This window comes from Brevundimonas sp., assembly GCF_035626975.1.
GTDB lineage: Bacteria > Pseudomonadota > Alphaproteobacteria > Caulobacterales > Caulobacteraceae > Brevundimonas.
This window is the reverse complement of sequence record NZ_DASPMQ010000054.1, coordinates 15398-36922: the sequence shown is the minus strand read 5'-3', so window position 1 is coordinate 36922 and position 21525 is coordinate 15398. Positions and strand designations below refer to the sequence as shown.

Sequence of the window (21525 nt, the reverse complement as noted above, 5' to 3'; positions counted from 1 at the left end):
GCGGGCCGTCCTCGCCGATCAGGATCGGCGGCGGGACGGGCCGGCTGGAAGGGCGGTCGGTCAGGGCAGAACTTCCACGACGCCGTTGTACTGGGCGGACGAGGCCAGCTGATCACCCGAGGCCGGCGTGCGGACCGAGGCGTTCATCCAGTACATGCCCGGCTCGGGCCAGGTGACGGTGAAGGCGCCGTCGGGGCCGGTGCGGACGGTCATCTCTTCCGGGTTGTCGCGATAGCGCGTGCCGCCGCGGGCGATGGTCACCTCGAGATCGGCGGCGGGCTGGCCGTCGCGGACCAGTTTGAAGGTGGCGGCCTCGCCGGCGACCACGTCATTGGGATGGGTGACCGGGACCAACTCAATACCCTGGCCGGTGGGGGTCAGCGCCGTCGTGGTGGGTTCGCCAAGGGTGACGAAGGTTTCGGTGCGGCTGTTCGAGCGGGTGGCGACGACGTCGGTGGCGTCGGCCGGAATGTTGGCGGCCATGTCAGCCTCGGCCCCGCGCCAGCGCTTCTGCTCGCCGCCCTGCTTGTAGCTGACCGTGACGCCGCCCGAGACGTTGGCGATGCGGTAGGTGCCCTGCTGGGTCAGGTGCAGGTCGAAGGTCGAACGGTAGCGGGCCTTCATCCGGTTCTCGTCGCGGACGGTCGAGCCGTCCGGCGCTGTGATGACCAGGCCGTCGAGGTTCAGGGCGTTGTGGTCGGCGATGAACACGCCGTTCGAGGCGCCGGCGTCGAAACCGACCCAGGCGTCGGTTCCCGACAGGACGGTCGAGGTCGGGGCCAGCCAGGCGCGGTGGGCCTGGGCCGACATCGGCACGGCCAGGGTGGCGATGGCGACAAACAGGGCGAGCGACTTCTTCATGGCGATGATCCTTAGCGGGTGACGGTGACGCTGACAGCGCCGAGTTCGGTGGCGCCGGCGGCGCGGGCGGTGTTGGCCGCGCCCCAGCGGAAGGGCACGCGCACGGTCTCGCGGCCGCCGAGTTCGCGGGCCGCCTCGACGACCAGGACGTAGTCGCCGGCGGGCAGGTTCGAGAGGCGGGCGCCGGGCACGGCCACCGTGTGGCGGCCGGGCGCCTTGGTGGCGCTGGACACGCCGTCGGCGGGCAGGGTCAGGGCGCGGCCGCCGCGACGCCACCAGGTGCGCATGTCCTTGAGCCAGTCCTTGCCCTCGGCGACGTTGGAGACCTCGTACCAGACGGCGAGGGTGCGCACGGCGGTGTTGTCCGGGCGCTCGATCCACACGGCGACATAGGGGCGGTGGTAGGCGGCCACCGACAGGCGCGGGATCTCGACCGAGACGCTGAGATCGGCGGCGAAGGCCGGCGCGGCGACGGCCCAGGTCGTGGCGGCGGCGGCGGCGAGGGTGAACTTACGCATGGGGCACTCGTGCGGGGTCAGTGAATGAACAGCAGGGCGATGACGGCGGGGATCAGCAGGCCCAGTCCGAGCAACGGCCAGGTCGAGGGACGCTGGCGGGCGTGCAGCCAGGTGAGGCCGAAGCCGGTGATCGCGAAGACCACGCAGGCGGCGGCGAAGACGTCGATGAACCAGTACCAGACGGGCCCGGTGTTGCGGCCCTTGTGCAGGTCGTTGAGCCAGGCGACCCAGCCGCGCGTGGTGCGCTCGCGCAGGGCCTCGCCGGTGGCGCGGTCGATGGTCAGCCAGCCGTCGCCGCCGGGCTCGGGCAGGGACACGTAGATCTCGTCGGCGGTGGTTTCCGTGGGCCGGCCCGCGATGCGGACCTTGAAGGCGTCCGAGGCCCAGCGGGCGACAGCGTCGGGGACGGGGTCGGTGGTTTCTTCGGGGAAGGCGGCCAGCCGCCCCAGCAGGGGCGCCGGCAGGACGCCGGTCTGCTCGACGGTGACCGGCTCGGCGGGAATCTGGGCGGCGTGGTTCAGAGTGATGCCGGTGGCGGCGAAGAGCAGCAGGCCGATCAGGCTGAGCGCGGCCGAGATCCAGTGCCACTGGTGCAACTGCTTGAGCCAGAACGAACGGCTGGCGTTCAGGGCCTTCTGGGGCCTTGCGGGGGCGGCGGCTTCGGTCACGCACGGCTTGTGCCGAAGTTGCGAACGGTTTGCAATAGCGGCCTCGCCTTCGCACTGATCCGCTCATCCCGGTGAATGCCGGGACCCAGATCAGGGGCGCCGCCCGCGGCCGGAGTCACACCGTATTCTGCTCCGGGGGACGAGAATTCGCATCTGGGTCCCGGCATTCGCCGGGATGAGCGGCTTAATGGCTGAGTCTGACGCCAAGACTGAGCGTTCGCGGCGGGCCGAAGCCGGCGACGCCGGTGGCGGTTTCGGACACCTCGACCCGTTCGTCGAACAGGTTGTCGGCGGCCAGCCAGAGGGTGGCGGACGGGGTCAGGGCCCAGTCGGCGCGGAGATCGACCGTGGCGGCGGCCTCAAGCACACGGCTGTTGAGGTCGTCCTCGAAGCGGCGGCTCTCCCAGCGCAGGTCGGCGGCCAGGGCGAGGCGGTCGACCGGGCGCCATTCCAGCCCGGCCGTGGCGCTCCAGATCGGGGCCTGGGCCGGGCGCAGGCCGGTCAGCTGCGGGGCCAGGACGCCGCCGTCGAGGCGGGCGTCGGTGGCCGACAGGGCGGCGCGGAAAAGGAGGGCGTCGGTCAGGTCAAGGCGGCCGTCGAGCTCCAGGCCGGTCGCCTCGATGGTCCCGGCGTTCATGCGCTGGCGCAGCACGCCGCCGGCGGGGACGAAGCCGGCGCGGGGGAAGACGCCCGGGCCCTCGCCAATGGTGACGTTGACGATGGCGTCATCGAGCCGGGTCCAGAAGGCTGTGGCGGTCAGGGTCGCGCGCTCGCCGGTCCAGGCCCAGCCGGCCTCGACGCCGGTGAGCCGCTCGGGTTCGAGGGCGGCGTTGGCTTCGGTCAGGTCGTTGCCGACGCGGAAGGGGCGGTGCAGCTCGTTCAGGGTGGCGGGGCGGAAACCGGTGTAGCCGGCGAGGCGCAGGGCCTGCCCCTGACCGATGTCGCGGCGGATGGCGAGCCGGGCGCTGGCCACCTCGCCGGAGCGGTCGGGGTCGGCCTCGTCGAGGGTCGGCACGCCGGTAGCCAGGTCGGTCTCGAGGCGGCGGCCGTTCCCGTTGCGCCAGCCGTCGTAGCGGACGCCGCCAGCGACGAGCCAGTCCCCGGACGCCCAGGCGCCCTCGGCATAGACGCCGGCCACCGAGGTCTCGCCGCCGGCGACGCGGCCGCGGGTGAAGCCGCCGCCGAGATTGCGGAACCGTTCCCGGGTTTCGCCCTCGTTGAAGCGGGCGTCGGCGCCGAGCTCCCATTCGACGCGGGCGATGCCGCTGACGACGATCCGGCGCAGGGCGGCGTTGAGGCCCCAGCCGGTCGCGGGGGTCTCGTACTGGTCGTTGGCGGGGGTGGTGGAGGCGCGGTCGGCGGCGACGGCGACGGAGCTGTTGGCCAGGTCGCTCTCGCGCCGCCAGGCCTGCAGTCGCCAGCCGGGGCGGTCGGCGCGGGGCTGGACGGCGGCGGTGGCCGACAGGGCGTGGCCGGTGGCGGTGGCGCGGGCCCCGGCGAGGCCGGAGCCACGGTCCTCCTCGAAGGCGGAGGCGCGCAGGGATAGGGCGGCCTCGCCGAGCGGGAGGTCGGCGCGCAGGGCGGCGCTGCGCACCTCGAGATCCAGCGGGGTGTCGGCGGCGCCGGCGTCGGGTCCGCGCACGGGAGCGTAGCCGTCGCTGGTCTCGTGGAGGCCGGAGGCGACGATCCGGGCGGGACCGACGTCCGCCGCGGCGGACGCGGCGAGACGGGCGCCGCCGCGTTCGGAGAGCGAGGCGTCCAGCACGGAGCCGGCGTCGCGCTCGCGCAGCTGGATCACCCCGGTCAGCGCCCCGGCGCCGTAAGGGCCGGCCCCGGAGCCACGCAGGATGTCGAGGCCGGACAGGCTCTCCGTCGGGACCTGCGACCAGATCACCCAGCCGCCGAACGGGTCGTTCAGGGGCACGCCGTCGAGGGTGACGAGGGTGCGGCCGGCGCCGGACGGGGCGATGGCGCGAAGGCTGATCCCCTGGGTGGTCGGATTGGCCGACTGGCTGGAGGTGCGGCGGAACAGTGAGACGGCGGGGACGGAGGCCAGCGCCTCGTCCAGCCGTTGCCGGTCGCGCAGGTCGGCCTCGTCCAGACGGATGACGGAGAAGGCGGCCTCGCCGGCGGCGGGCGGCAGACGGGCGCCGGTGACGACGACGTCAGGCAGTTGCGGCGGCGCGTCCTGGATCATCCGCCCGAAGCGCGCAGACGCTCGAGAAGCTCCGCCGCGAAGGTCGACAGGGTGTCGTCGCGGGCGCCCATGACGACGATGCGGTCGCCGGGACGGGCCAGGTCGACGAGGCGATCGCCGCAGGCCTCGCGGGTGGGCAGGGCCTCGGCGGCGCGGCCGGCGGCGCGAATGCCCGAGGCGATGTCCTCCGAGCCGACGCTGCGGTCCGTCGTGCCGCCGTAATAGACCGGCTCAGGCATCAGCAGGACGTCGTCCGGGCGCAACAGGCCGGTGAAGCCGTCGATGAACTCGTCGCGCATCAGCCTCAGCGGGCCAAAGCCGTGCGGCTGGAACAGGATCAGCAGGCGGCCGTCGAAGGCGTGCAGGGTCTTCAGGGTGGCGGCGATCTTGTCGGGGTTGTGGGCGAAATCGTCGATGACGGTGATCCCGTTCGCCGTGCCGACCACCTCCATGCGGCGGCGGATGCCGGTGAAGGTCTCCAGCGCGGCGACGGCCTGATCGAGCGGCACGCCAATGGCGCGGACGGCGCCGAGGGCGGCGAGGGCGTTGGCGACATTGTGGGCGCCCGGGACGTTGAGGGTGACGGCGTGCTTCGGCCCGCCCGCCTCGGTCAGGGTGAAGCGCATGCCGGCGGGGCGCGGCTCCAGGTCGTGGGCGTTGAGGGACGCGGCCTCCTCGCCAAGGGCGAAGGTGATGACCTTCTCCGGCGGCAGCGACTGGGCGAGGGCGGCGGTCTCGGGGTTGTCGAGGTTGAGCACGGCGGTGGTCGAGCGGGCCGTGAAGCCGCCGAACAGGTCGCGCAGTTCCTCGATCGACTTGTGGTCCAGCGAGACGTTGGAGACCACGGCCACGGTCGGGTCGTAGCGGGCGATGGAGCCGTCGGACTCGTCGACCTCGGCCGCGAACAGGTCGGGGCCGCCGATCAGGGCGCTGGCGAACGGGTGGTCGGCGTCGACGAAATTTCTCATCACCGCGCCGTTCATGACGGTGGGCCTGCGGTCGGTCTCGTGCAGGATCCAGGCGATCATGCCGGTGATGGTCGACTTGCCGCTGGTGCCGGCCACGCCGATCGAGGTCGGGGCGGCGTTGAAGATCCGGCTGAGCAGTTCGGGGCGGGTGACGATGCGGGCGCCGGCGCGGCGAGCGGCGCCGATGTCGGGGACCGTGTCCTCGATGGCGCCGGTGGCGACGACGATCTGGTCGGGGCGGGTGACGCCGGAGCCGTCCTGGGGGTGCAGGGCGACGCCGTGGGCCTCGAGCCAGGCGAATTTCTCCGGGGTGCGGCCCTGGTCGCGCGAGCGGTCGGATCCCTCGATGCGATGGCCCTGGGCCTGGACGATCATGGCCAGAGGGAGCATGCCCGAGCCGCCGATGCCGCAGAAGAAATAGGAGACGTTGCCGGTCATGGCGCCCTAAACGGTGAGGATGACTGTGCGAGAAGGATGCCCATGCCGCTGAGCCTCGACCCTGCCCGGACCGCCGTGGTGCTGATTGACCTGCAAACGGGCATTCTGTCCATGCCTCTTGAACCGCAGTCGGCCGAAACGGTGGTGGAGCGGGGCGTCGCCCTGGCGCGGACCGTGGCGGCGGCGGGCGGTCTGGCCATCCGGGTCAACGTCGACTTCGAGGCCGACCTTTCCGACCGGCCGCAGGGGCTGGCGGATACGCCGCCGGTGGTTCCGGCGGGCGGCCTCGCGCCCGACTACGCGCGGTTCCATCCCGATGTCGCGGCGCTCGACGCGACCACGGTGACCAAGCGCCAGTGGGGCGCCTTCCATGGGACGGCGCTCGACGATCTGCTGCGCCGGCGGCGGATCGCTACCGTCGTCGTGACCGGCGTCGCCACCAATTTCGGGGTCGAGCAGACGGTGAGAGAGGCCTGGCAATCGGGCTATTCGGTCGTGGTGGCCGGGGACGCCTGCGCAACATCCGACGCGGCCATGCACAGCTTCGCGCTGGACAAGGTCTTCCCGCGCATCGCCCGGGTCCGGTCCACGGCCGAGGTCCTCGGGGCCTTGGGAAGCGCCCAATGAAGATCGGCATCGTCAACGCCAGTTCGCGCTTCAATCGGGAGCGGGCCGACGCGGTTCATGAATGGTTCGCCACCCATGTCCCGGACGGGTCGATCAAGGTGGTGTTCCATCCGGCCAGCTTCGGCAAGCACGGCCATTTCGGGGGCGACGACGCCAGCCGGGCCGCCGCCTTCGTCGACTACGCCAACGATCCGCGGCTGGACGCGGTGTGGTTCGCGCGGGGCGGCTACGGCTCGTGCCGGATCGCCGAGGCGGTGCTGCCGCGGCTGGAGCCGGCGGCGCGCAAGAAGCGGTATCTGGGCTATTCGGACGCCGGGACGCTGCTGGCCGGGCTCTACAAGGCGGGCTTTCCGCATGTCGCGCACGGACCGATGGCCTCGGATGCGGTGCGCAATGATGCGACGGCGTGGCGGGCGCTGAACTGGCTGAAGAGCGGCGATCCGGCGTCGTGGGAGCCGTCGCTGCACGAGGACCCGCGGCCCGCCGTCGCCTTCAACCTGAGCATCATCGACGCCCTGGTGGGGACCAGCCTGGAACCGGACCTGTCCGGCCATGTGCTGATGCTGGAGGATGTGTCGGAGCCGCTGTACCGGGTCGACCGGATGATGTTTCACCTGACCGGCCAGGCCTCGATCCGCAAGGTGGCGGGCATCCGGCTGGGACGGGTGTCGGACATCGTCGAGAACGACCCCGACTTCGGCCTGACGCCGGAGGAGATCGTCCGCTACTGGTGCCAGCGGTCCGGCATTCCGTATCTGGGCGCGGCGGACATCGGCCACGACCGCGAGAACAAGGTCGTGCCGTTCGGGCCGAGGTAGGGCGCGACAGCGCGACGCTGGCGCAGGGGCCAGGGCCGCGCCATGTTCGTCGGGCATGAACCGCCGCAACTTCCTGATCCGCACCGCCGGACTGGCCGCCGTCGTCGGCGCCGCCTGGTGGGCCCGCGAGACCCTGCTCTGGCCCGCGCCGAAACTCATCTTCGCCGGCGGCGGGGCGACGCCGTGGCTGCCCTATGCGCGGCGGGCCAATGTGCCGACGGTGCGGGTGCGAGTCGCCGGCCGCGAGGTGATCGCCCTGATCGACACCGGGGCGCAGTATTCGGTGATCGACCGGGCGCTGGTCGAGGCCTTGCCGGCGCAGCAGCGGTCGATCTTCGAGATGCCGCTGGTCGCCTACGGGGTCGGCGGCGGGACGCAGATGGGGCGCGGCACGACGGTCGAGGTGACCCTGCCGGGGCTGACCATCGGCAAGCTGCGGGCGGCGATCCTCGACCTGGGGCCCCTGGCCTCGGCCGGCGGGCTGAACACGCCGCTGATCCTCGGCCGCGACATCCTGGAACATCTGGTGCTGGCGCTCGATCCGGCGCGGCGGCACGTGCGGCTGATCCGGCGCGAGGTCTTCGCGCGCCCCCCCGACCTCGCCGCCGCCGTGGTGCGGCGCTCAAGCGGCGGCCTGATCGCCGAGGTCACGGTCGAGGGCGTCGCGGTGGACGCGGTGATCGACACCGGCGCCTCGTCGCTGCTGGCCCTGGACAAGGCGACCGCGCAGGCGACCGGCCTGCTCGACGGGCGGCCGCAGCAGGTCGGGACCAGCCTCGTGCTCGGCGGCGCCATGCGAGCCGCGGTGGTCGAGGCGCGGACCGTGACCTTCGCCGACCACCTGTACCGTCGCGTGCAGGTCGGGGTGTTCGACCAGCCGCCGCTGCCGAATTTCCCGGGCGCCCTGGTGGGAATGGAGGCCTTCGCCGCGCGCCGGGCCGCGTTCGATCTGGGGGCCGGCACGCTGCACCTGTCCCGGCCGCTGGACCTCACCGTCGGCTAAACGGTCAGGGCCGGGTCTGGCCGGTCCCGCGCACGACGTATTTGTAGCTGGTCAGCTGTTCCGCGCCGACCGGGCCCCGGGCATGGAGCCGGGAGGTCGAGATGCCGATCTCGCCGCCGAAGCCGAACTCGCCGCCGTCGGCGAACTGGGTCGAGGCGTTCCACATGACGACGGCGCTGTCGACCGCGTCGAGGAAGGCGGCGGCGGCTCCGGCGTCCTCCGTGACGATCGCCTCGGTATGGCCCGTGCCATAGCGGCGGATGTGGTCGACGGCGGCGTCGAGGCCATCGACGACGCGCACGGCCAGCACCGGCGCGAGATATTCCGTGGTCCAGTCGGCCTCGTCGGCCGGGGCGATGTCAGGGAGAAGGGCGCGGGCCGCCTCGTCGCCCCTGAGCGCGCAGCCGGCGGCCTGGAGGGCGGCGGCGACCGGCGGTAACAGGGTCGAGGCGACGGCCCGGTCCACCAGCAGGGTCTCGGTGGCGCCGCAGACGGAGACCCGCCGCATCTTGGCGTTGAGCACGACGGCCTGCGCCATGGCCGGGTCGGCGGCGGCGTGCAGATAGGTGTGGCACAGCCCCTCGAGGTGGCCGAGCACCGGCACGCGGGCCTCGGCCTGGACGCGGGCGACGAGGCTCTTGCCGCCGCGGGGCACCAACAGGTCCACGCTTCCCTCCAGCCCGGTCAGCAGGGCGCCGACGGCGGCGCGGTCAGGGGTCGACACCAGCTGGACGGCGTCGGCCGGAAGCCCCGCCTCGACCAGGCCCGCCGTCATGGCGGCATGGATGGCCAGCGACGACTGCAGGCAGTCGGAGCCGCAGCGCAGGATGGCGACATTGCCCGAGCGCAGGCACAGGGCCGCCGCGTCCGCGGTGACGTTGGGACGGCTTTCGTAGATCACGGCCAGCACGCCGATCGGGGTCGAGACCCGGGCGATGTCGAGGCCGTTGGGCCGGCTCCAGCGGGCCAGCTCGCGGCCGACCGGGTCGGGCAGGGCGGCGACCTCGGCCACCGCATCGGCGACCGCGGCGAGGCGCTGCGGGGTCAGGGCCAGCCGGTCGATCAGGGCCTCCGACACCCCGGCCGCGCGGGCGTTGGCGATGTCGCGCCCGTTGGCGGCGAGGATCGCGTCGTCCTGGTCGCGCAACGCCCGCGCGGCGGCCTCGAGCGCCCGGGTCCGGACCTCGGGCGGTGCGGTCCGGACCGCCTCGGCGGCGGCGCGGGCGCGGCGGCCCATGGCCAGCATGTCGGCGGCGATGTCGCTCACGCGGAAGTCTCCAGCACCATGTCGTCGCGGTGGATGGCCACCCGGGGTCCGCGATAGCCGACCAGCGCCTCGATCTCACCGGTCTGACGGCCCTGGATCAGCGTCATCTCCTCGGCCGACCATGCCGAGAGGCCGATCCCGGCGCGCCGGCCGGCGGTGGTGACGATGAGGACGCTGTCGCCCTTGCCGAACCGACCCTCGACGGCGCGCACGCCGGACGGCAGCAGGCTCTTGCCGGCCCGCAGGGCGGCGACGGCGCCGTCGTCGACCACCAGCCGGCCGGCGGGCTCGACGCTGCCGGCGATCCAGGCCTTCCAGGCGGCGACCGGGCCGCCGGGCGCGGGGATCAGGGTGGCGCGCGCGCCAGCGGCGATCGCCGACAGCGGCCGCTCGACCAGGCCGGAGGCGATGACGGTGGCGCAGCCGGCGGTGCGAGCGATGCGGGCGGCCTCCAGCTTGGTGCGCATGCCGCCCGTGCCGACGCCCGCGACCGGGTTGGCGTCGCCCGCCATGGCCATGATCTGCGGCGTCAGCGCCTCGACCAGAGGCAGGTGGGTCGCGCCCGCGACCGTGCGCGGGTCGGCGTCATAGAGGCCGTCGACATCGCTGAGCAGGATCAGCAGGTCGGCGCGGGCGAGCTGGGCGGTGCGGGCGGCGAGCCGGTCGTTGTCGCCGTAGCGGATCTCCTCGGTCGCCACCGTGTCGTTCTCATTGACCACGGGCGCGGCTCCGAGCCGGAGCAGGGCCTCAAGGGTGGCGCGGGCGTTGAGCCAGCGGTGACGCTGTTCGGTGTCGTCGCGGGTCAGCAGGATCTGGGCCGGGGTGACGCCGTGCGGGCGCAGGGCCGCGTCCCAGGCCTGCATCAACAGGGACTGGCCGGCGGCGGCGGCGGCCTGTTTCTCGTCCAGCCGGGCCGACCGGGACAGGCCGAGACGGCCCCGACCGAGGGCCACGGCGCCCGACGACACGATGACGACCTCCGTCCCCGTCTTGCGGAGGCCGGCGATGTCCTCCGCCAGGGCCAGCATCCACGCCGCGTCGGGGCGGTCGTCGCGCACCAGCAGGGCCGACCCGATCTTGACGACCAGACGACGGGAGGCGGCGAGAGCTGTGGCGGCGGAGAGGGTCACGCCGCGACCATGCCGCGACGTGTGCACTGCAACAAGCTTTTAGAGGGCCGAGAAGGTGTCGCAGGCCGCCGGGTCGCCGGCCTCGTAGCCGCGCCGCAGCCATTCCACCCGCTGGGCGGAGGAGCCGTGGGTGAAGCCGTCGGGCACGACGCGGCCGCCCTGCCGGCGCTGCAGGGTGTCGTCGCCGATGGCCGAGGCGGTGCGCAGACCCTCCTCGAGGTCGCCCGCCTCCAGCGCCACTGCGCCATTGGAGACGGCGGCGGCGTTGGCGGCCCAGACGCCGGCGTAGCAGTCGGCCTGGAGTTCGAGGGCCACGGAATAACGGTTGGCCTCGGCCTCGCCTGAGGCGCGCTGCTGGGCCCGTTGCACCTGCTGCGAGGCGCCGGTCAGGGTCTGGACGTGGTGACCGTACTCGTGGGCGATGACATAGGCGCGGGCGAAGTCGGCGGCTGAGGCGCCGAGCTGACTTTCCATCTGCTGCCAGAAGGACAGGTCCAGATACACATGGCGGTCGCTGGGGCAGTAGAACGGACCCATGGCGGACTGGCCGAAGCCGCAGCCGGTCGAGGTTCCCTGCTCGTACAGGGTGACGGTCGGCGGCTGGTAGCCCGGCAGCTTCGTCTTCCAGACGTCGTCGACGTTCGTGCCGATGACGTCGACGAAGGCGCCCGCCTGGTCCTCGGGACTGCCCCGTGTGCCCTGTTCGGCGCTGCCAACGCCGCCGAGCTGGCTCGTGATCTGCTGGGTGGTCTGGGGGTCGATGCCGAAGACGAAATAGCCGATCGCCGCCAGGACGAGGGCGCCGATGCCGCCGCCGGCGATGCCTGCGCCGCCCAGGCCCCGCCGGTCATCGATATTGCCGCCGCGTCGTCCGCCCTGCCAGCGCATGATCCGTTCCCTCGTCCCTCTGATCGAAGCCCAGCAGGAACGCGGCCGTCACCGAAGGGATGCAGGGCCCGGGCTGTTCAGCGGGCGGAACGGTCCAGCCAGGCGTCGATCTGGGTGACGCCGGCGGTCGTCGCGAGGCGGCGGCGGGTGGCCGACTCCCGCAGCGCGCGCTCTTCCTCGGGCGAGCGGAGGACGCGGTACGGCGGCGGCGGGGCCGGCTCCGCCTGACGGGCGGCCTCGATCTCGAGCCGGTTCAGCCGGGTCTCGAGCTGGAGCTGGCGGGCGAAGGCCTCGCGCTGGTCGGCGCGCGCGCGCAGGCGGTCGATCTCATGGTGGTGCTGATCGGCCTGGTAGCGATGGAGGTCGACGCCTGGCGCGAGGTAGGGCGGCGGCGTCTGCGCCTGCGCCGAAGGGGCGGCGGCGAGGGCGGCGGCGGCGAGCAGGGCGCGGGCGACGATCATGTCGACAAGATGGGCCCGATGCCGTCCGTCGCCAAGCGTGGCCGGAGCTTCAGGGCCTCGCGGACAGGGTCCACACGCGGGTGCGCTTGACGGCTGAGTCCTCCAGTTCGCGCGTGGTGGGAACCTCGTACTCGGCCAGGAGGTCGAAGCCGGACCTGGGGAAGTAGGTCCGCAGCGGGTCGCCGACGAGGACGCGCGTTCCCTGCCCGGCGGCCGTGGAGAGCCAGGCCAGCACCCGTTCGGCCATCGGCTTCTCGTAGAAGACATCGCCGGCGCAGAGCACGTCGACATCGGGCGGCGGGGCGTCGAGCAGGTCGGCGTCGATGAAGGCGAGCGAGACGTGGTTGGCCGCGGCGTTCAGCGCGCCGGCGGCGGCGCAGAACGGGTCGATGTCGGCGCACAGGACTGAAGTCGCGCCGGCCCTCATGGCCGCGATCCCGACCAGGCCCGAGCCGGCGGCGAAGTCGAGAACGCGTTTGCCCGCCACCTCGTGCGGGTTGTCGAGCAGCCAGCGGGCGAGGCCCTGACCGCCGGCCCAGGCGAAGGCCCAGAACGGCGGCGGCAGGCCGAGCTCGCCGAGTTCCTCCTCCGTCAGCTTCCAGATCGGCGTGACCTCGTCGGCCAGCCACAGCGAGATCTCCGGCGCGTGCGGCACGGGCTGGAGGCGGGTGTTGGCGAGGATGAAGGCGGCGGGGTCGGGGATCGGCATCGATCCCCGGCTTACAGCGTGTGGGCGCGGCGCCAATCCTCATTCCCGCGGTCGGACTGCGACGTCGGCTCCAGGAAGCCCAGCCGGCGCAACTCCGCGATCGAGGCCGCGGCGGAGGTGTGGGGGATGAAGACGCCGCCCTCCCGCTCCCACAGGTGGCGGAACCTGACTGTGTCGTCGACGAGGGCGTCGCCAGGGTGGCAGTGCTCGCGCTTGAGCGCGGAGGAGGTGGTGATCACCTCGACCCCGGGGAAATGCCGCGCGGTCCAGCGCCGCTTCTGCGGCTCGGCCCAGGCGCCGCGCGGCAGACCGGTCAGGATGACGGGCTCCCGGTGACGCACGGCCTCGAACAGGTCCATGGCGTCCGGCATCAGTTCGAGGGTGTTGAAGAAGTCGGGGGCCGAGGCCAGCCGGGCCCAGAAGGCCTTGAGGCCGAACCGCTGTTCGAACTGGCGCGGCGGCATGCCGAGCACCGCCTGCGCGCCCGTCCCGAAATCGGCGAGCACGCCGTCGCAGTCGAGGTAGATACGGGCTTCGGGCCGGGGCTGGCGGGGCATGCGGTCAGCCCCCGGCCCGGCCGCTGGCGGTTCTCAGCACATCGATGTAGCCGCCGGCCACCTCCATCCGCCCGCCCTGGGGTTTGCCGTGCACGGCCCGGTGCAGGGCCGGGAGCTTCCAGCAGGGCACATGCATGAACAGGTGATGCTCGGCGTGGAAATTGACCCAGTAGGGGGCGATGAAAGCGCGCTCCCACCAGCTGGCGCGGGTGGTGCGGGCGGCGCGGAAGGCGTCGTCGGCCGAGCCCTCGACGCAGGCGTGCTCGGCGATGTTGCGCAGCCGGGTGACCATCGGGAACCAGGTCGCCAGCGGCAGAAGCCACAGGGCGGAATACGCCCACCAGACGCCGGCTGCGGCGGCGGCCAGCAGAAGCCCGGCGTTGAAGAGCAGGAAGGGGGCGACGCTGCGGCCGGTGACGACCGCCCCTTCGGCCATATCCTCGTCGCGGTCGCTGCCGAACGCCTTGAAGAGGTACAGGACGCGCTGCTTGAAGAAAGTCTGGCCGGTCAGGTCGCGGATGATCTTGCGGCGCAGCGAGGCGCGGGTGACCGGGAACGGGGCGGACAGGACGAGGTCGGGGTCCTCGGCCTGCTGGGCGTATTTGTGGTGGCTGAGGTGATAGGGCCGGTAGAGCGCCAGCGAGGCGCCGACGGGGACGGCGCACAGCCAGTGGCCGAGAAAATCGTTGAGCTTGCCGTTCGGAGACAGGCCGCCGTGCGCCGCCTCGTGCATCAGGATGGCGAGGCCCAGCTGACGCGTGCCGACGACGGCGACGCAGAGCGGGATCAGGAACGGCCAAAGCACGCCCGTGACGGCGGCCAGCAGGATCACCGCCCAGCAGTGCAGGACCAGCACCGGGCCGACCCAGGCGGGGCGCGTCTGGAACGGCGCCCACTCTTCGGGGGTGAACAGGTCGGTGGGACGGGCGCGGGGAGCGGCGGGCATGCCGCAGGATACGCCTCCCCGTGGGCGGCGCAAAGCGAGGCGGAGGTGACTGTCAGGCAATGCTGACGAAAAGTCAGGTTGACATGACATACGCACGATGTCAGGTAAGCATGACATCACGTCAGGAGGACTTGTCATGTTGGCGATCGCGAAAACAAACACCTCGGCCAATCGGCGCTACGTCGTGCGGACCATGGCCTTCATGGGCGGCTATGTGGCGATCAACGTCCTGGCCATCTTCGGGGCCTTCGACCACATCACCTCGCCGGTGGCCGCCTGGGGCCTGGCGCTGGCCGTTTCGGCGCCGGTGATCGGACAGATCTGGGCGACGCTGTCGCTGATGCGGGAGTCCGACGAATACGTCCGGGCGGTCACCGCCAAACAGTTCATCCTCGCCGCGGGCATGGCCATGGCCATCGCCAGCGTCTGGGGGTTCGGCGAGAGCTACGCCGACGCCTACCACCTGCCCGGCTGGATCATCTATCCGCTGTTCTGGGCCTGCTTCGGCCTGACGGCGCCGTTCGTGAGGAACAGCCGGTGAAGAACCGGCTGAAACTGCTCCGCGTCGAGCGCGGCTGGACCCAGGAACAGCTGGGGCAGGCGCTGGGCGTGTCGCGCCAGGCCGTGAACGCGCTGGAGACCGAAAAGCACGATCCGTCGCTGGACCTGGCCTATCGCATCGCCGTGCTGTTCGCGCGGCCGGTGGAAGACATCTTCGAGAACCCGCACGCCTGACGCGGTCAGGCCCTTTCAAGGGACATCCCATGCTGCACCTCCGCCACCTCGTCGCGGGTTCGACCCTGCGCGCCTTGTGCCTCGCCTCTGCGTCATTGCTGGTCGCAGGCTCCGTGGTCCTGGCCGCCCGGGCCGAGGCCGCGCCGGTTTCCGCCGTCGTCCAGACCGCCTTTGCTTCGGACCGGTTGTCGGTCGAGGTGGTGGGCAGCGGACCGGACCTGATCCTGATCCCCGGCTTCGCGTCGTCGCGGGAGGTGTGGCGGGCGGAGGCGGACCGGCTGTCGGCGACGCACCGGGTGCATCTGGTCCAGCTGGCCGGGTTCGCCGGCGAGCCGTGGACGCACGGCGACGGACCGTTCGTGGCCCCGGTGGTCGAGGAGCTGGCCCGCTATGTTCGCGAGGCGGGGCTGGAGCGGCCGGCGGTGATCGGCCATTCGATGGGCGGATTGACCGCCCTGCTGCTGGCGCAGGCGCATCCGGAGCGGGTCGGGCGGGTGATGAGCGTCGACAGCCTGCCGTTCTTCAGCGCCATGTTCGGGCCGCAGGTGACGACGGAGACCGCGCGGCCCTTCGCGGCCCAGGCGGCGGCGGGCATTCTCGCGGCCGACGAGGCCGGCTTCCGGGCCCAGCAGGCGCAGACCGCGGCGGGCATGGTCCGCGACCCCGCCACGCGGGCCGCGATGGTCGAGTGGTCGATGGCCTCGGACCGGCAGGCGATGGCGGCGGCGATCCGCGACGTGATGACCACCGACGCCCGGCCGGGGCTGGCGGCGATGACCACGCCGGTGTGGGCGATCTACGCCTCGGACGCCGACGGCGGCGCGCCGGCGGCGATGGCCGACGCGGTGTGGGGCCGGGAGTATGCGGCCCTGCCGGGGGTGGAACTGATCCGCGTCGACGGGACGCGGCATTTCATCATGGCCGACCAGCCGGCGCGGTTCGCCGAACTGGTCGATCAGTTCCTGGCCGACTAGACGGCGGGGGCCGGGGTGACGTCGCCGGTCCGGGTCAGCTGGCCGCCGAACTCGCCGGCGTAGGCGGTGGCCAGCAGGGAGCGGAACACGGTGGCCGGAATGGCGATCTCGTAGCCGCCTTCGGCATAGGGCCCGGCCTGGTAGGGACCGATCAGGAAGGTCAGTCCGGCGGCCTTGCCGGACGCGTCGCCGGGCGTCAGCACGAAGGCCGTGGCGGCCGCGCGCGGACAGGCGAACGGCTTGCTGTCGAAGGTGATCGAGTCGCCGTCGGGCACGCGGGCGCGCTTGGCGGTGTTGAGCGCCGAGCACAGCGCCTGGTCGACGGCGGTCAGGTCGGCCCCGCTCCGGAACAGGTCGGCCAGGCCGATCTGGCGTTTCAGCGCCTTGTCCCACAGCAGGCCGCTGGTCAGGGTGTTGCCGTGGGCGCCGCCGGAATAGTCGTAGGCCGTGCGCTTGAGGCTGAACAGCTTGCCGGTTTCGGCGGCGGCGGTGATGGCGACGGTGTTCTCATACTTGGGCCGCCCGGTTTCGGCGCCGGCCTCGGTCAGCTCGCCCTGCGCCCCCTCGGTGAACTGGCGCAGCTTGCGCACCTCCTCGGCGTAGAGACGGGCGTGCAGATCGGTCTGGGCCTTGAGCGCCTCGGGCAGGGTCAGCTTGACGTCGGCCCAGGGGGTCTTGTCCTCGAAGCCCATGGGGGCGGCGGCGTCGGCCGGGGTAACGGCGGCGTCCGGTCCGGCGGAGGCCGCAGCCGGGGCGTCGGCCGGCTCGCGGTCCCGGTTGCAGGCGGCGAGGGTGGTCGCGGCGACGGCCGTCAGGAGCAGCAGGCGCCCCCGGGTCGAGCCCGGGGGTGACGAAAGACGGATCATGCGAATCTCCTTCACAGCGGAAGCTGTACCGAGCCGAGAATGATGGCGACAAGCAGGATAGCACCGGCGTCGCGGTTCGACCTGAACAGTCTCAGGGCGAGGGCGGGATCGTCGGGGCGGACGTCGCGGGCCTGCCGGAACAGATGGGCGGCCCAGGGGAGGAGGGCGACGTAGAACAGCGGGCCGAGGCCGGCGGTCAAGCCGGCGAGGACGGTCAGGCCGACGGTGAGGAGGTAGAACAGGCCGACGCCGCGGCGAACGTTGGGGCCGAGGCGGCGGGCGGAGGATCTGACCCCGACCATGGCGTCGTCCTCGATGTCCTGCAGGGCGTAGATGGTGTCGTAGCCGAGGGTCCAGAACACGCCGCCGAAGTAGAGGAGGAGGCCCGCGACCGCGAGATGGCCGGGCAGACCCCAGTTGGCATGGAAACCGACGACGTCCGGATTGCTCCAAGCCCAGAGCGTCGCGTGCCAGCCGAAGTTGCTCGTGGCCGCCGCGAAGCCCATCAGGGCGCCCCAGTTGAAGGTCAGGCCGAGCCAGGCCTGGGGCCACCAGGTGATGCGCTTCATGAAGGGATAGGCGGCGACGAGGGCGAGGGAGGCGACGCCGAGCGCGACGGCGATCAGGTTCAGGGTCAGCAGGATCAGCAGGCTGGCGAGGCTGCAGCCGATGACGAAGGCCCAAGCCTGTTTGACGCTGATGCGGCCGGATGGAATGGGGCGCAGGGCGGTGCGGGCCACCTTCGCGTCGATGTCGCGGTCGACGATGTCGTTGAAGGCGCAGCCGGCGGCGCGCATCAGGCAGGCCCCGATCGCGAAGCCGAGGAAGAGCCAGGCGTCGTAGACGTCCGGCGTCCTGCGGTACTGGCTGAGCGCCAGGGCGATGCCCTGCCAGCCGGGCAGGAGCAGCAGCCAGATGCCGATCGGCCGGTCGAAGCGGCCGAGCCTGAGCCACGGCTTGAGGCGCTCCGGCGCGTGGCGGTCCACCCAGTTCGATCCGGCGTCGGGAAGCGGGGCGGAGGTCATGGTCGAGGTTGTAGCGGGTTCCGGGGGCGGGGGTGAAGGGCTGAACGGCGTCCGGAACCGACGGGGCCGGTCGGCCGGGGCTGAAGCGAGTCAGACTCAAAATGGGGTCTGAACAGTCTGACGAGTCTGACTCCGGCCCCGGAGCGACCCGGACGAAAAACAGAATCCGGGGGGGGCGACGGGCCTCGGCGGCGCGTCGGGCGGTTCGACTGTCAAAGACCGGAGGGCATTGTGCGCGCGCCGCTTCCTGTGGCGGGGAGATCGCGTCGAGAATAGCCGAAGAGATTGAAAGGGCGGGATGTTTTCCGCTGAACCCGACTATGGATTCGCGAATTGTCAGCACAGCGTCATGGCGATCCGTCTCCTCCCTGTTGCGAAGCGATGGGGAGGTGGATCGACGGCGCAGCCGGCGAGACGGATAGGCGGCGGCGCGGCTTCCTCGTCGGATCGCATGCAACGTGCCCGTCGGCCCATCGCATGCAACGTGCCCGTCGGCCCATCGCATGCGATGGGCCTCCACCCCTCCACCGCTTCGCGGTCCCCCTCCCCATTCGCGAAGGGCGAACGGGGAGGAGACGAGACTCAGGGCCGGCCCACCACCGCATCCACCGAGTTGGTGGTGACCGGGTGATACCCCGGGCGGGCGCGGGCGTAGATGCGGGTGGCGATGGGACGGCCCCAGTCGCCTTCGGCCCACAGGCTGGTGAACAGCGGCAGGACGAATTTGCGCCGGCCCATGGTGGTCAGGAATTTCTCCAGCGTCGGCACGGCGGGCTGGTAGCGGTGCGCCACCGCGATCTGCAGCCACGAGAACACCACCTCGGCGTTGCCTTCCTGGCGCAGGTTCAGCGTGGCCTCGAGGTCGGCCAGTTGGGCGGCGGTGAGCCAGTCGGCGCCGGGGCGCAGGCCGTCCGGACGCCAGGCGAGGAAGCGCTGGCGTTCCTGGGTCGACCAGCCGGACCACGGGATGGCCGAGGCCGGGCCCTTGTCGGCGAAGAAGGCGCGGGCGGCGGCGTCGACCGGGACGAAGGCGTCCGACACCGGCGGGACCCAGTTGGACGGCATGCCCGGCTGGTAGATCCACGCGTCCATCATCAGCTGCCGCTCCAGCTCCGGCGTGGTGACCAGATGGGCGCGGATGTCCTCGAGGAAGCGTTCGGTGGTCATCGGCCGGAAGGCGTTGCGGTCGAAATAGCCCTTGAGCCAGGCGTCGAACCGTTCGCGGCCGACGATGCGCTCGATGGTGCGCAGGAAGGCGGCGCCCTTCTCGTAGGCGACGTCGGTCAGGCCCTCGTCCGGGTCGCGTCCGGCCAGGTCGATCTTCAGCTTCGTGTCCGCGGCGGGCAGGTCGGCGAGGGTTGACTGCAAGTCGCCCCAGCCGAGCGACTGGAGCATCAGGGCGCGCTCGCGGCCGTACAGCTGCTCCATGATCCGGTTCTCGAAATAGACGGTGAAGCCCTCGTTGAGCCAGAAGTCGGACCAGGTGGCGTTGGTGACGAGGTTGCCGGACCAGCTGTGCGCCAGCTCGTGCGCCACCAGCGAGACCAGCGAGCGGTCGCCGGCGATGATGGTCGGGGTGGCGAAGGTCAGGCGCGGGTTCTCCATGCCGCCGAACGGGAAGGACGGCGGCAGGACGAGGATGTCGTAGCGGCCCCAGCGGTAGGGGCCGTAGAGCCGCTCGGCCACGTCGACCATTTCGGCGGTGGGAACCAGCTCGTCATGCGCGGCGCGGAGCATCGAGGGCTCGGTCCAGACGCCGGTGCGCTCGTCGATGGCCTGGAAGGCGAGATCGCCGACGCCCAGGGCGATCAGATAGGGCGGCACCGGATTGGTCATGCGGAAGCGCCAGGCGGTCTGGCCGGGGCCGGCCGGTTCGCCGCCGCCGAGGGCCTCGGCGCTCATCGCCACCCTGAGGTCGGAGGGGGCGGTGATGCGCGCGTCCCAGGTCTGGCGGATGCCGGGGCTGTCCTGGGTGGGGACCCAGGTGCGGGTCAGGATGGCCTGACCCTGGCTGAACAGAAAGGGTTTCTGGCCGCCGGCGGTCTGGGCCGGGGTCAGCCACTGCAGGGCGGCGGCGTCGGGACGGGTGGAATAGCGGACGACGATGCGGCGCCGCTCGCCCGGGGCGAAGGCGGGAAAGCGGATGGTCAGCGGCTGGCCGAGAATGGGGTCGTCGGGGCCGGTCTCGAACTGCAGCGGGTTTCCGGCGGCGTCGCGGACGTCCTGGATGTCGAGGTTGCGGACGTCGAGGACGATCTCGTTGGCGCCCGGCTCGGCGGTGACGTCGAGGGCGGCCGTGCCCGACAGGGTCATCGCCGCGAAGTCGGCGGCGAGGTCGAGGGCGACATGGGTGACGCGGGCGATCCCGGGCAGGGCGTAGGAATGGATGTCGCGGACGTAGTCGACCGGCGCGATCGCGGGCACCGGGTGAGGGGGGATGAGCGTCTCGGAGCCGGTAGCGGTCATGGCGGCGCAGCCTCCCAGGGCGGTGGTCAGGGCGAGGGCGGATACGAGGCCGATCTTGCGGATCATCGGGGCGTCCTTTGCGAGTGTGCGCGGAGAACGCCCCGGAAGGCCGGAAAGATCAAGCCCCCGGATCAGCCGCCCGCGGGGACCGGGGCCAGATGGCGCGCCTTGAACAGGCGGCCGCGCTCGGCGACCAGCACGAAGCCGAGGGCCGTCAGGCCCAGGGCGGTGAAGCCGAGCGCCATCGGGGCCACCGAACCGTTGAACTGCTGGCCGATCAGGAAGCCGAGCAGGGAGCCGAAGGTGGTCGAGATGAAGCCCTGGGCCGAGGAGGCGGTGCCGGCGATATGGCCCATCGGCTCCATGGCCATCGAGCCGAAATTGCCGGCGATCAGGCCGAAGCAGAACATGGTCAGGCCCTGCAGGACGGCGAAGGTCCAGATGGTCTCATGGCCGGCCAGGGTCACGGCCGAATGGATGGCGGCCATGGTGATGAAGCCGAGCAGGGCGGCGTGGGAGATCAGCCGCGAGCCGAGCTTTTCGACCAGGCGGGCGTTGAGCAGCGACGCCACGGCGATGCCGCCGGCGACCATGGCGAAGACGGTGGTGAACAGCTCCGGCGCCTCGAACACGTCGAAGAAGATCTGCTGGCTGGAGTTGATGAAGCCGAACAGGGCGCCGGTGATGGCGGTCATGGCCAGGGTGTAGCCGATCGACTGGCGGTTGGTGACGGCCTCACGGAAGGCGCCGGCGATGCGGCCGATCCGGATCGGCATGCGGTTCTCCGGATGCAGGGTCTCGGGCAGGCGGATGGCGGCCCACAGCATGAAGGAGCCGCCGGCCAGCGCCAGCACGCCGAAGATCCACGGCCACGGGGCGACGGTCAGGATCAGCTGGCCAAGGGTCGGGGCGATGATGGGAATGCCGAGGAAGACCAGGAAGCTGAGCGACATGACCCGCGCCATGGTCCGGCCGCTGTAGCGGTCGCGCACGATGGAGACGGCCAGGACCCTGAGCGCGGCGGCGCCGAGGCCGGTGCCGACGCGGGCGGCGATCAGCAGCTCGAAACTGGGGGCGAAGGCGGCCAGCACGCTGAACAGCACATAGAGCGACAGGCCGATCATCAGGATGGGCTTGCGGCCGTAGCGGTCGGCCAGCGGGCCGTAGACGATCTGGGCCACGCCGAAACCGAGCAGATAGGCGGTGATGACCCACTGGCGGCTGTTCTCGGCCACCACGTTCAGGGCGTCGCCGATGGCTGGCAGGGCCGGCAGCATGGCGTCGATGGCCAGGGCGTTGAGCGCCATCATCATGGCGATCAGGGCGACGAACTCGGGGAAGCCGGGTCCCTTGACGGCGGGCGCGGGGCGGTCTGCGACGGGGGCGGTCATCCGGGCCCAGAT

At 71.9% G+C, this 21525-nt stretch carries 22 protein-coding genes; 6 read left to right on the top strand and 16 right to left on the bottom strand.

Annotated features, from left to right (window positions below; all coding sequences use genetic code 11):
• Nucleotides 1-60: 60 nt before the first annotated feature.
• The 5 genes from VEB62_RS13625 to VEB62_RS13605 all read right to left on the bottom strand — a co-directional run bounded on the left by VEB62_RS13625 (nucleotide 61) and on the right by VEB62_RS13605 (nucleotide 5650).
• Nucleotides 61-861, bottom strand: a complete 801-nt coding sequence (locus VEB62_RS13625) for a DUF4198 domain-containing protein (RefSeq protein WP_324800712.1) — start codon at nucleotides 859-861, stop codon at nucleotides 61-63.
• A gap of 11 nt (nucleotides 862-872) precedes the next feature.
• Entirely contained in the window at nucleotides 873-1379 is a 507-nt protein-coding gene (locus VEB62_RS13620; RefSeq protein WP_324800710.1) for a DUF2271 domain-containing protein, read from the bottom strand.
• A 17-nt stretch (nucleotides 1380-1396) separates the two neighbouring features.
• Nucleotides 1397-2047: a PepSY-associated TM helix domain-containing protein gene (locus VEB62_RS13615; RefSeq protein WP_324800707.1), complete on the bottom strand. Its 651-nt coding sequence runs from the start codon at nucleotides 2045-2047 to the stop codon at nucleotides 1397-1399.
• Between the two features lie 184 nt (nucleotides 2048-2231).
• Entirely contained in the window at nucleotides 2232-4244 is a 2013-nt protein-coding gene (locus tag VEB62_RS13610) for a TonB-dependent receptor (protein ID WP_324800705.1), read from the bottom strand.
• Nucleotides 4241-5650 (bottom strand): UDP-N-acetylmuramate--L-alanine ligase, encoded by a 1410-nt coding sequence (locus VEB62_RS13605; protein WP_324800702.1) that lies wholly within the window; start codon nucleotides 5648-5650, stop codon nucleotides 4241-4243. The genes VEB62_RS13610 and VEB62_RS13605 overlap by 4 nt, the downstream gene beginning before the upstream one ends.
• 42 nt (nucleotides 5651-5692) lie before the next feature.
• Between VEB62_RS13605 and VEB62_RS13600 the strand changes: the two genes are divergently transcribed.
• From VEB62_RS13600 to VEB62_RS13590, 3 genes are read left to right on the top strand one after another with little or no spacing between them, the layout of a single operon-like run.
• Nucleotides 5693-6277: an isochorismatase family protein gene (locus tag VEB62_RS13600; protein WP_324800699.1), complete on the top strand. Its 585-nt coding sequence runs from the start codon at nucleotides 5693-5695 to the stop codon at nucleotides 6275-6277.
• A complete protein-coding gene (locus VEB62_RS13595; RefSeq protein ID WP_324800696.1) occupies nucleotides 6274-7095 on the top strand; it encodes an LD-carboxypeptidase in 822 nt (273 codons plus the stop codon). Before VEB62_RS13600 ends, VEB62_RS13595 begins: the two co-directional genes overlap by 4 nt.
• Nucleotides 7096-7150: 55 nt before the next feature.
• On the top strand, nucleotides 7151-8098 hold the full coding sequence (locus tag VEB62_RS13590) for an aspartyl protease family protein (protein ID WP_324800694.1): 948 nt from the start codon (nucleotides 7151-7153) through the stop codon (nucleotides 8096-8098).
• A 4-nt stretch (nucleotides 8099-8102) separates the two neighbouring features.
• Here the strand turns inward: VEB62_RS13590 and VEB62_RS13585 are convergent, their stop codons facing one another.
• The 7 genes from VEB62_RS13585 to VEB62_RS13555 all read right to left on the bottom strand — a co-directional run bounded on the left by VEB62_RS13585 (nucleotide 8103) and on the right by VEB62_RS13555 (nucleotide 14056).
• Nucleotides 8103-9344, bottom strand: coding sequence for a glutamate-5-semialdehyde dehydrogenase (locus tag VEB62_RS13585; protein ID WP_324800861.1), 1242 nt, complete (start codon nucleotides 9342-9344; stop codon nucleotides 8103-8105).
• Nucleotides 9345-9361: 17 nt separating this feature from the next.
• Complete coding sequence (proB, locus tag VEB62_RS13580; RefSeq protein WP_324800691.1) at nucleotides 9362-10495, bottom strand: glutamate 5-kinase; 1134 nt, start codon at nucleotides 10493-10495, stop codon at nucleotides 9362-9364.
• Nucleotides 10496-10534: 39 nt separating this feature from the next.
• A complete protein-coding gene (gene ypfJ, locus VEB62_RS13575) occupies nucleotides 10535-11383 on the bottom strand; it encodes a KPN_02809 family neutral zinc metallopeptidase (protein ID WP_324800688.1) in 849 nt (282 codons plus the stop codon).
• Between the two features lie 77 nt (nucleotides 11384-11460).
• On the bottom strand, nucleotides 11461-11844 hold the full coding sequence (locus VEB62_RS13570; RefSeq protein ID WP_324800685.1) for a hypothetical protein: 384 nt from the start codon (nucleotides 11842-11844) through the stop codon (nucleotides 11461-11463).
• Nucleotides 11845-11893: 49 nt separating this feature from the next.
• The gene (locus VEB62_RS13565) at nucleotides 11894-12553 is read right to left on the bottom strand and encodes a class I SAM-dependent methyltransferase (protein WP_324800683.1); all 660 of its coding nucleotides are present in this window, start codon (nucleotides 12551-12553) and stop codon (nucleotides 11894-11896) included.
• A gap of 11 nt (nucleotides 12554-12564) precedes the next feature.
• Nucleotides 12565-13110, bottom strand: coding sequence for a hypothetical protein (locus VEB62_RS13560; protein WP_324800680.1), 546 nt, complete (start codon nucleotides 13108-13110; stop codon nucleotides 12565-12567).
• A gap of 4 nt (nucleotides 13111-13114) precedes the next feature.
• Complete coding sequence (locus VEB62_RS13555) at nucleotides 13115-14056, bottom strand: fatty acid desaturase family protein (protein WP_324800677.1); 942 nt, start codon at nucleotides 14054-14056, stop codon at nucleotides 13115-13117.
• Nucleotides 14057-14192: 136 nt separating this feature from the next.
• Between VEB62_RS13555 and VEB62_RS13550 the strand changes: the two genes are divergently transcribed.
• From VEB62_RS13550 to VEB62_RS13540, 3 genes are read left to right on the top strand one after another with little or no spacing between them, the layout of a single operon-like run.
• Nucleotides 14193-14597 carry a hypothetical protein gene (locus VEB62_RS13550; RefSeq protein WP_324800675.1) on the top strand — a complete coding sequence of 135 codons (405 nt, stop codon included), beginning with the start codon at nucleotides 14193-14195 and terminating at the stop codon, nucleotides 14595-14597.
• Entirely contained in the window at nucleotides 14594-14791 is a 198-nt protein-coding gene (locus VEB62_RS13545; protein WP_092306123.1) for a helix-turn-helix transcriptional regulator, read from the top strand. Before VEB62_RS13550 ends, VEB62_RS13545 begins: the two co-directional genes overlap by 4 nt.
• A gap of 29 nt (nucleotides 14792-14820) precedes the next feature.
• Nucleotides 14821-15765 (top strand): alpha/beta fold hydrolase, encoded by a 945-nt coding sequence (locus VEB62_RS13540; RefSeq protein ID WP_324800668.1) that lies wholly within the window; start codon nucleotides 14821-14823, stop codon nucleotides 15763-15765.
• Here the strand turns inward: VEB62_RS13540 and VEB62_RS13535 are convergent.
• From VEB62_RS13535 to VEB62_RS13520, 4 genes are all read right to left on the bottom strand, one after another.
• Nucleotides 15762-16631: a PdaC/RsiV family protein gene (locus VEB62_RS13535; protein WP_324800666.1), complete on the bottom strand. Its 870-nt coding sequence runs from the start codon at nucleotides 16629-16631 to the stop codon at nucleotides 15762-15764. The two genes, VEB62_RS13540 and VEB62_RS13535, sit on opposite strands and share 4 nt — an antisense overlap.
• A gap of 11 nt (nucleotides 16632-16642) precedes the next feature.
• Nucleotides 16643-17656, bottom strand: a complete 1014-nt coding sequence (locus tag VEB62_RS13530; RefSeq protein ID WP_324800663.1) for a UbiA family prenyltransferase — start codon at nucleotides 17654-17656, stop codon at nucleotides 16643-16645.
• A gap of 582 nt (nucleotides 17657-18238) precedes the next feature.
• The gene (locus VEB62_RS13525) at nucleotides 18239-20188 is read right to left on the bottom strand and encodes a M1 family metallopeptidase (protein WP_324800660.1); all 1950 of its coding nucleotides are present in this window, start codon (nucleotides 20186-20188) and stop codon (nucleotides 18239-18241) included.
• A 65-nt stretch (nucleotides 20189-20253) separates the two neighbouring features.
• Nucleotides 20254-21513 carry a multidrug effflux MFS transporter gene (locus tag VEB62_RS13520; protein WP_324800657.1) on the bottom strand — a complete coding sequence of 420 codons (1260 nt, stop codon included), beginning with the start codon at nucleotides 21511-21513 and terminating at the stop codon, nucleotides 20254-20256.
• Nucleotides 21514-21525: the final 12 nt, after the last annotated feature.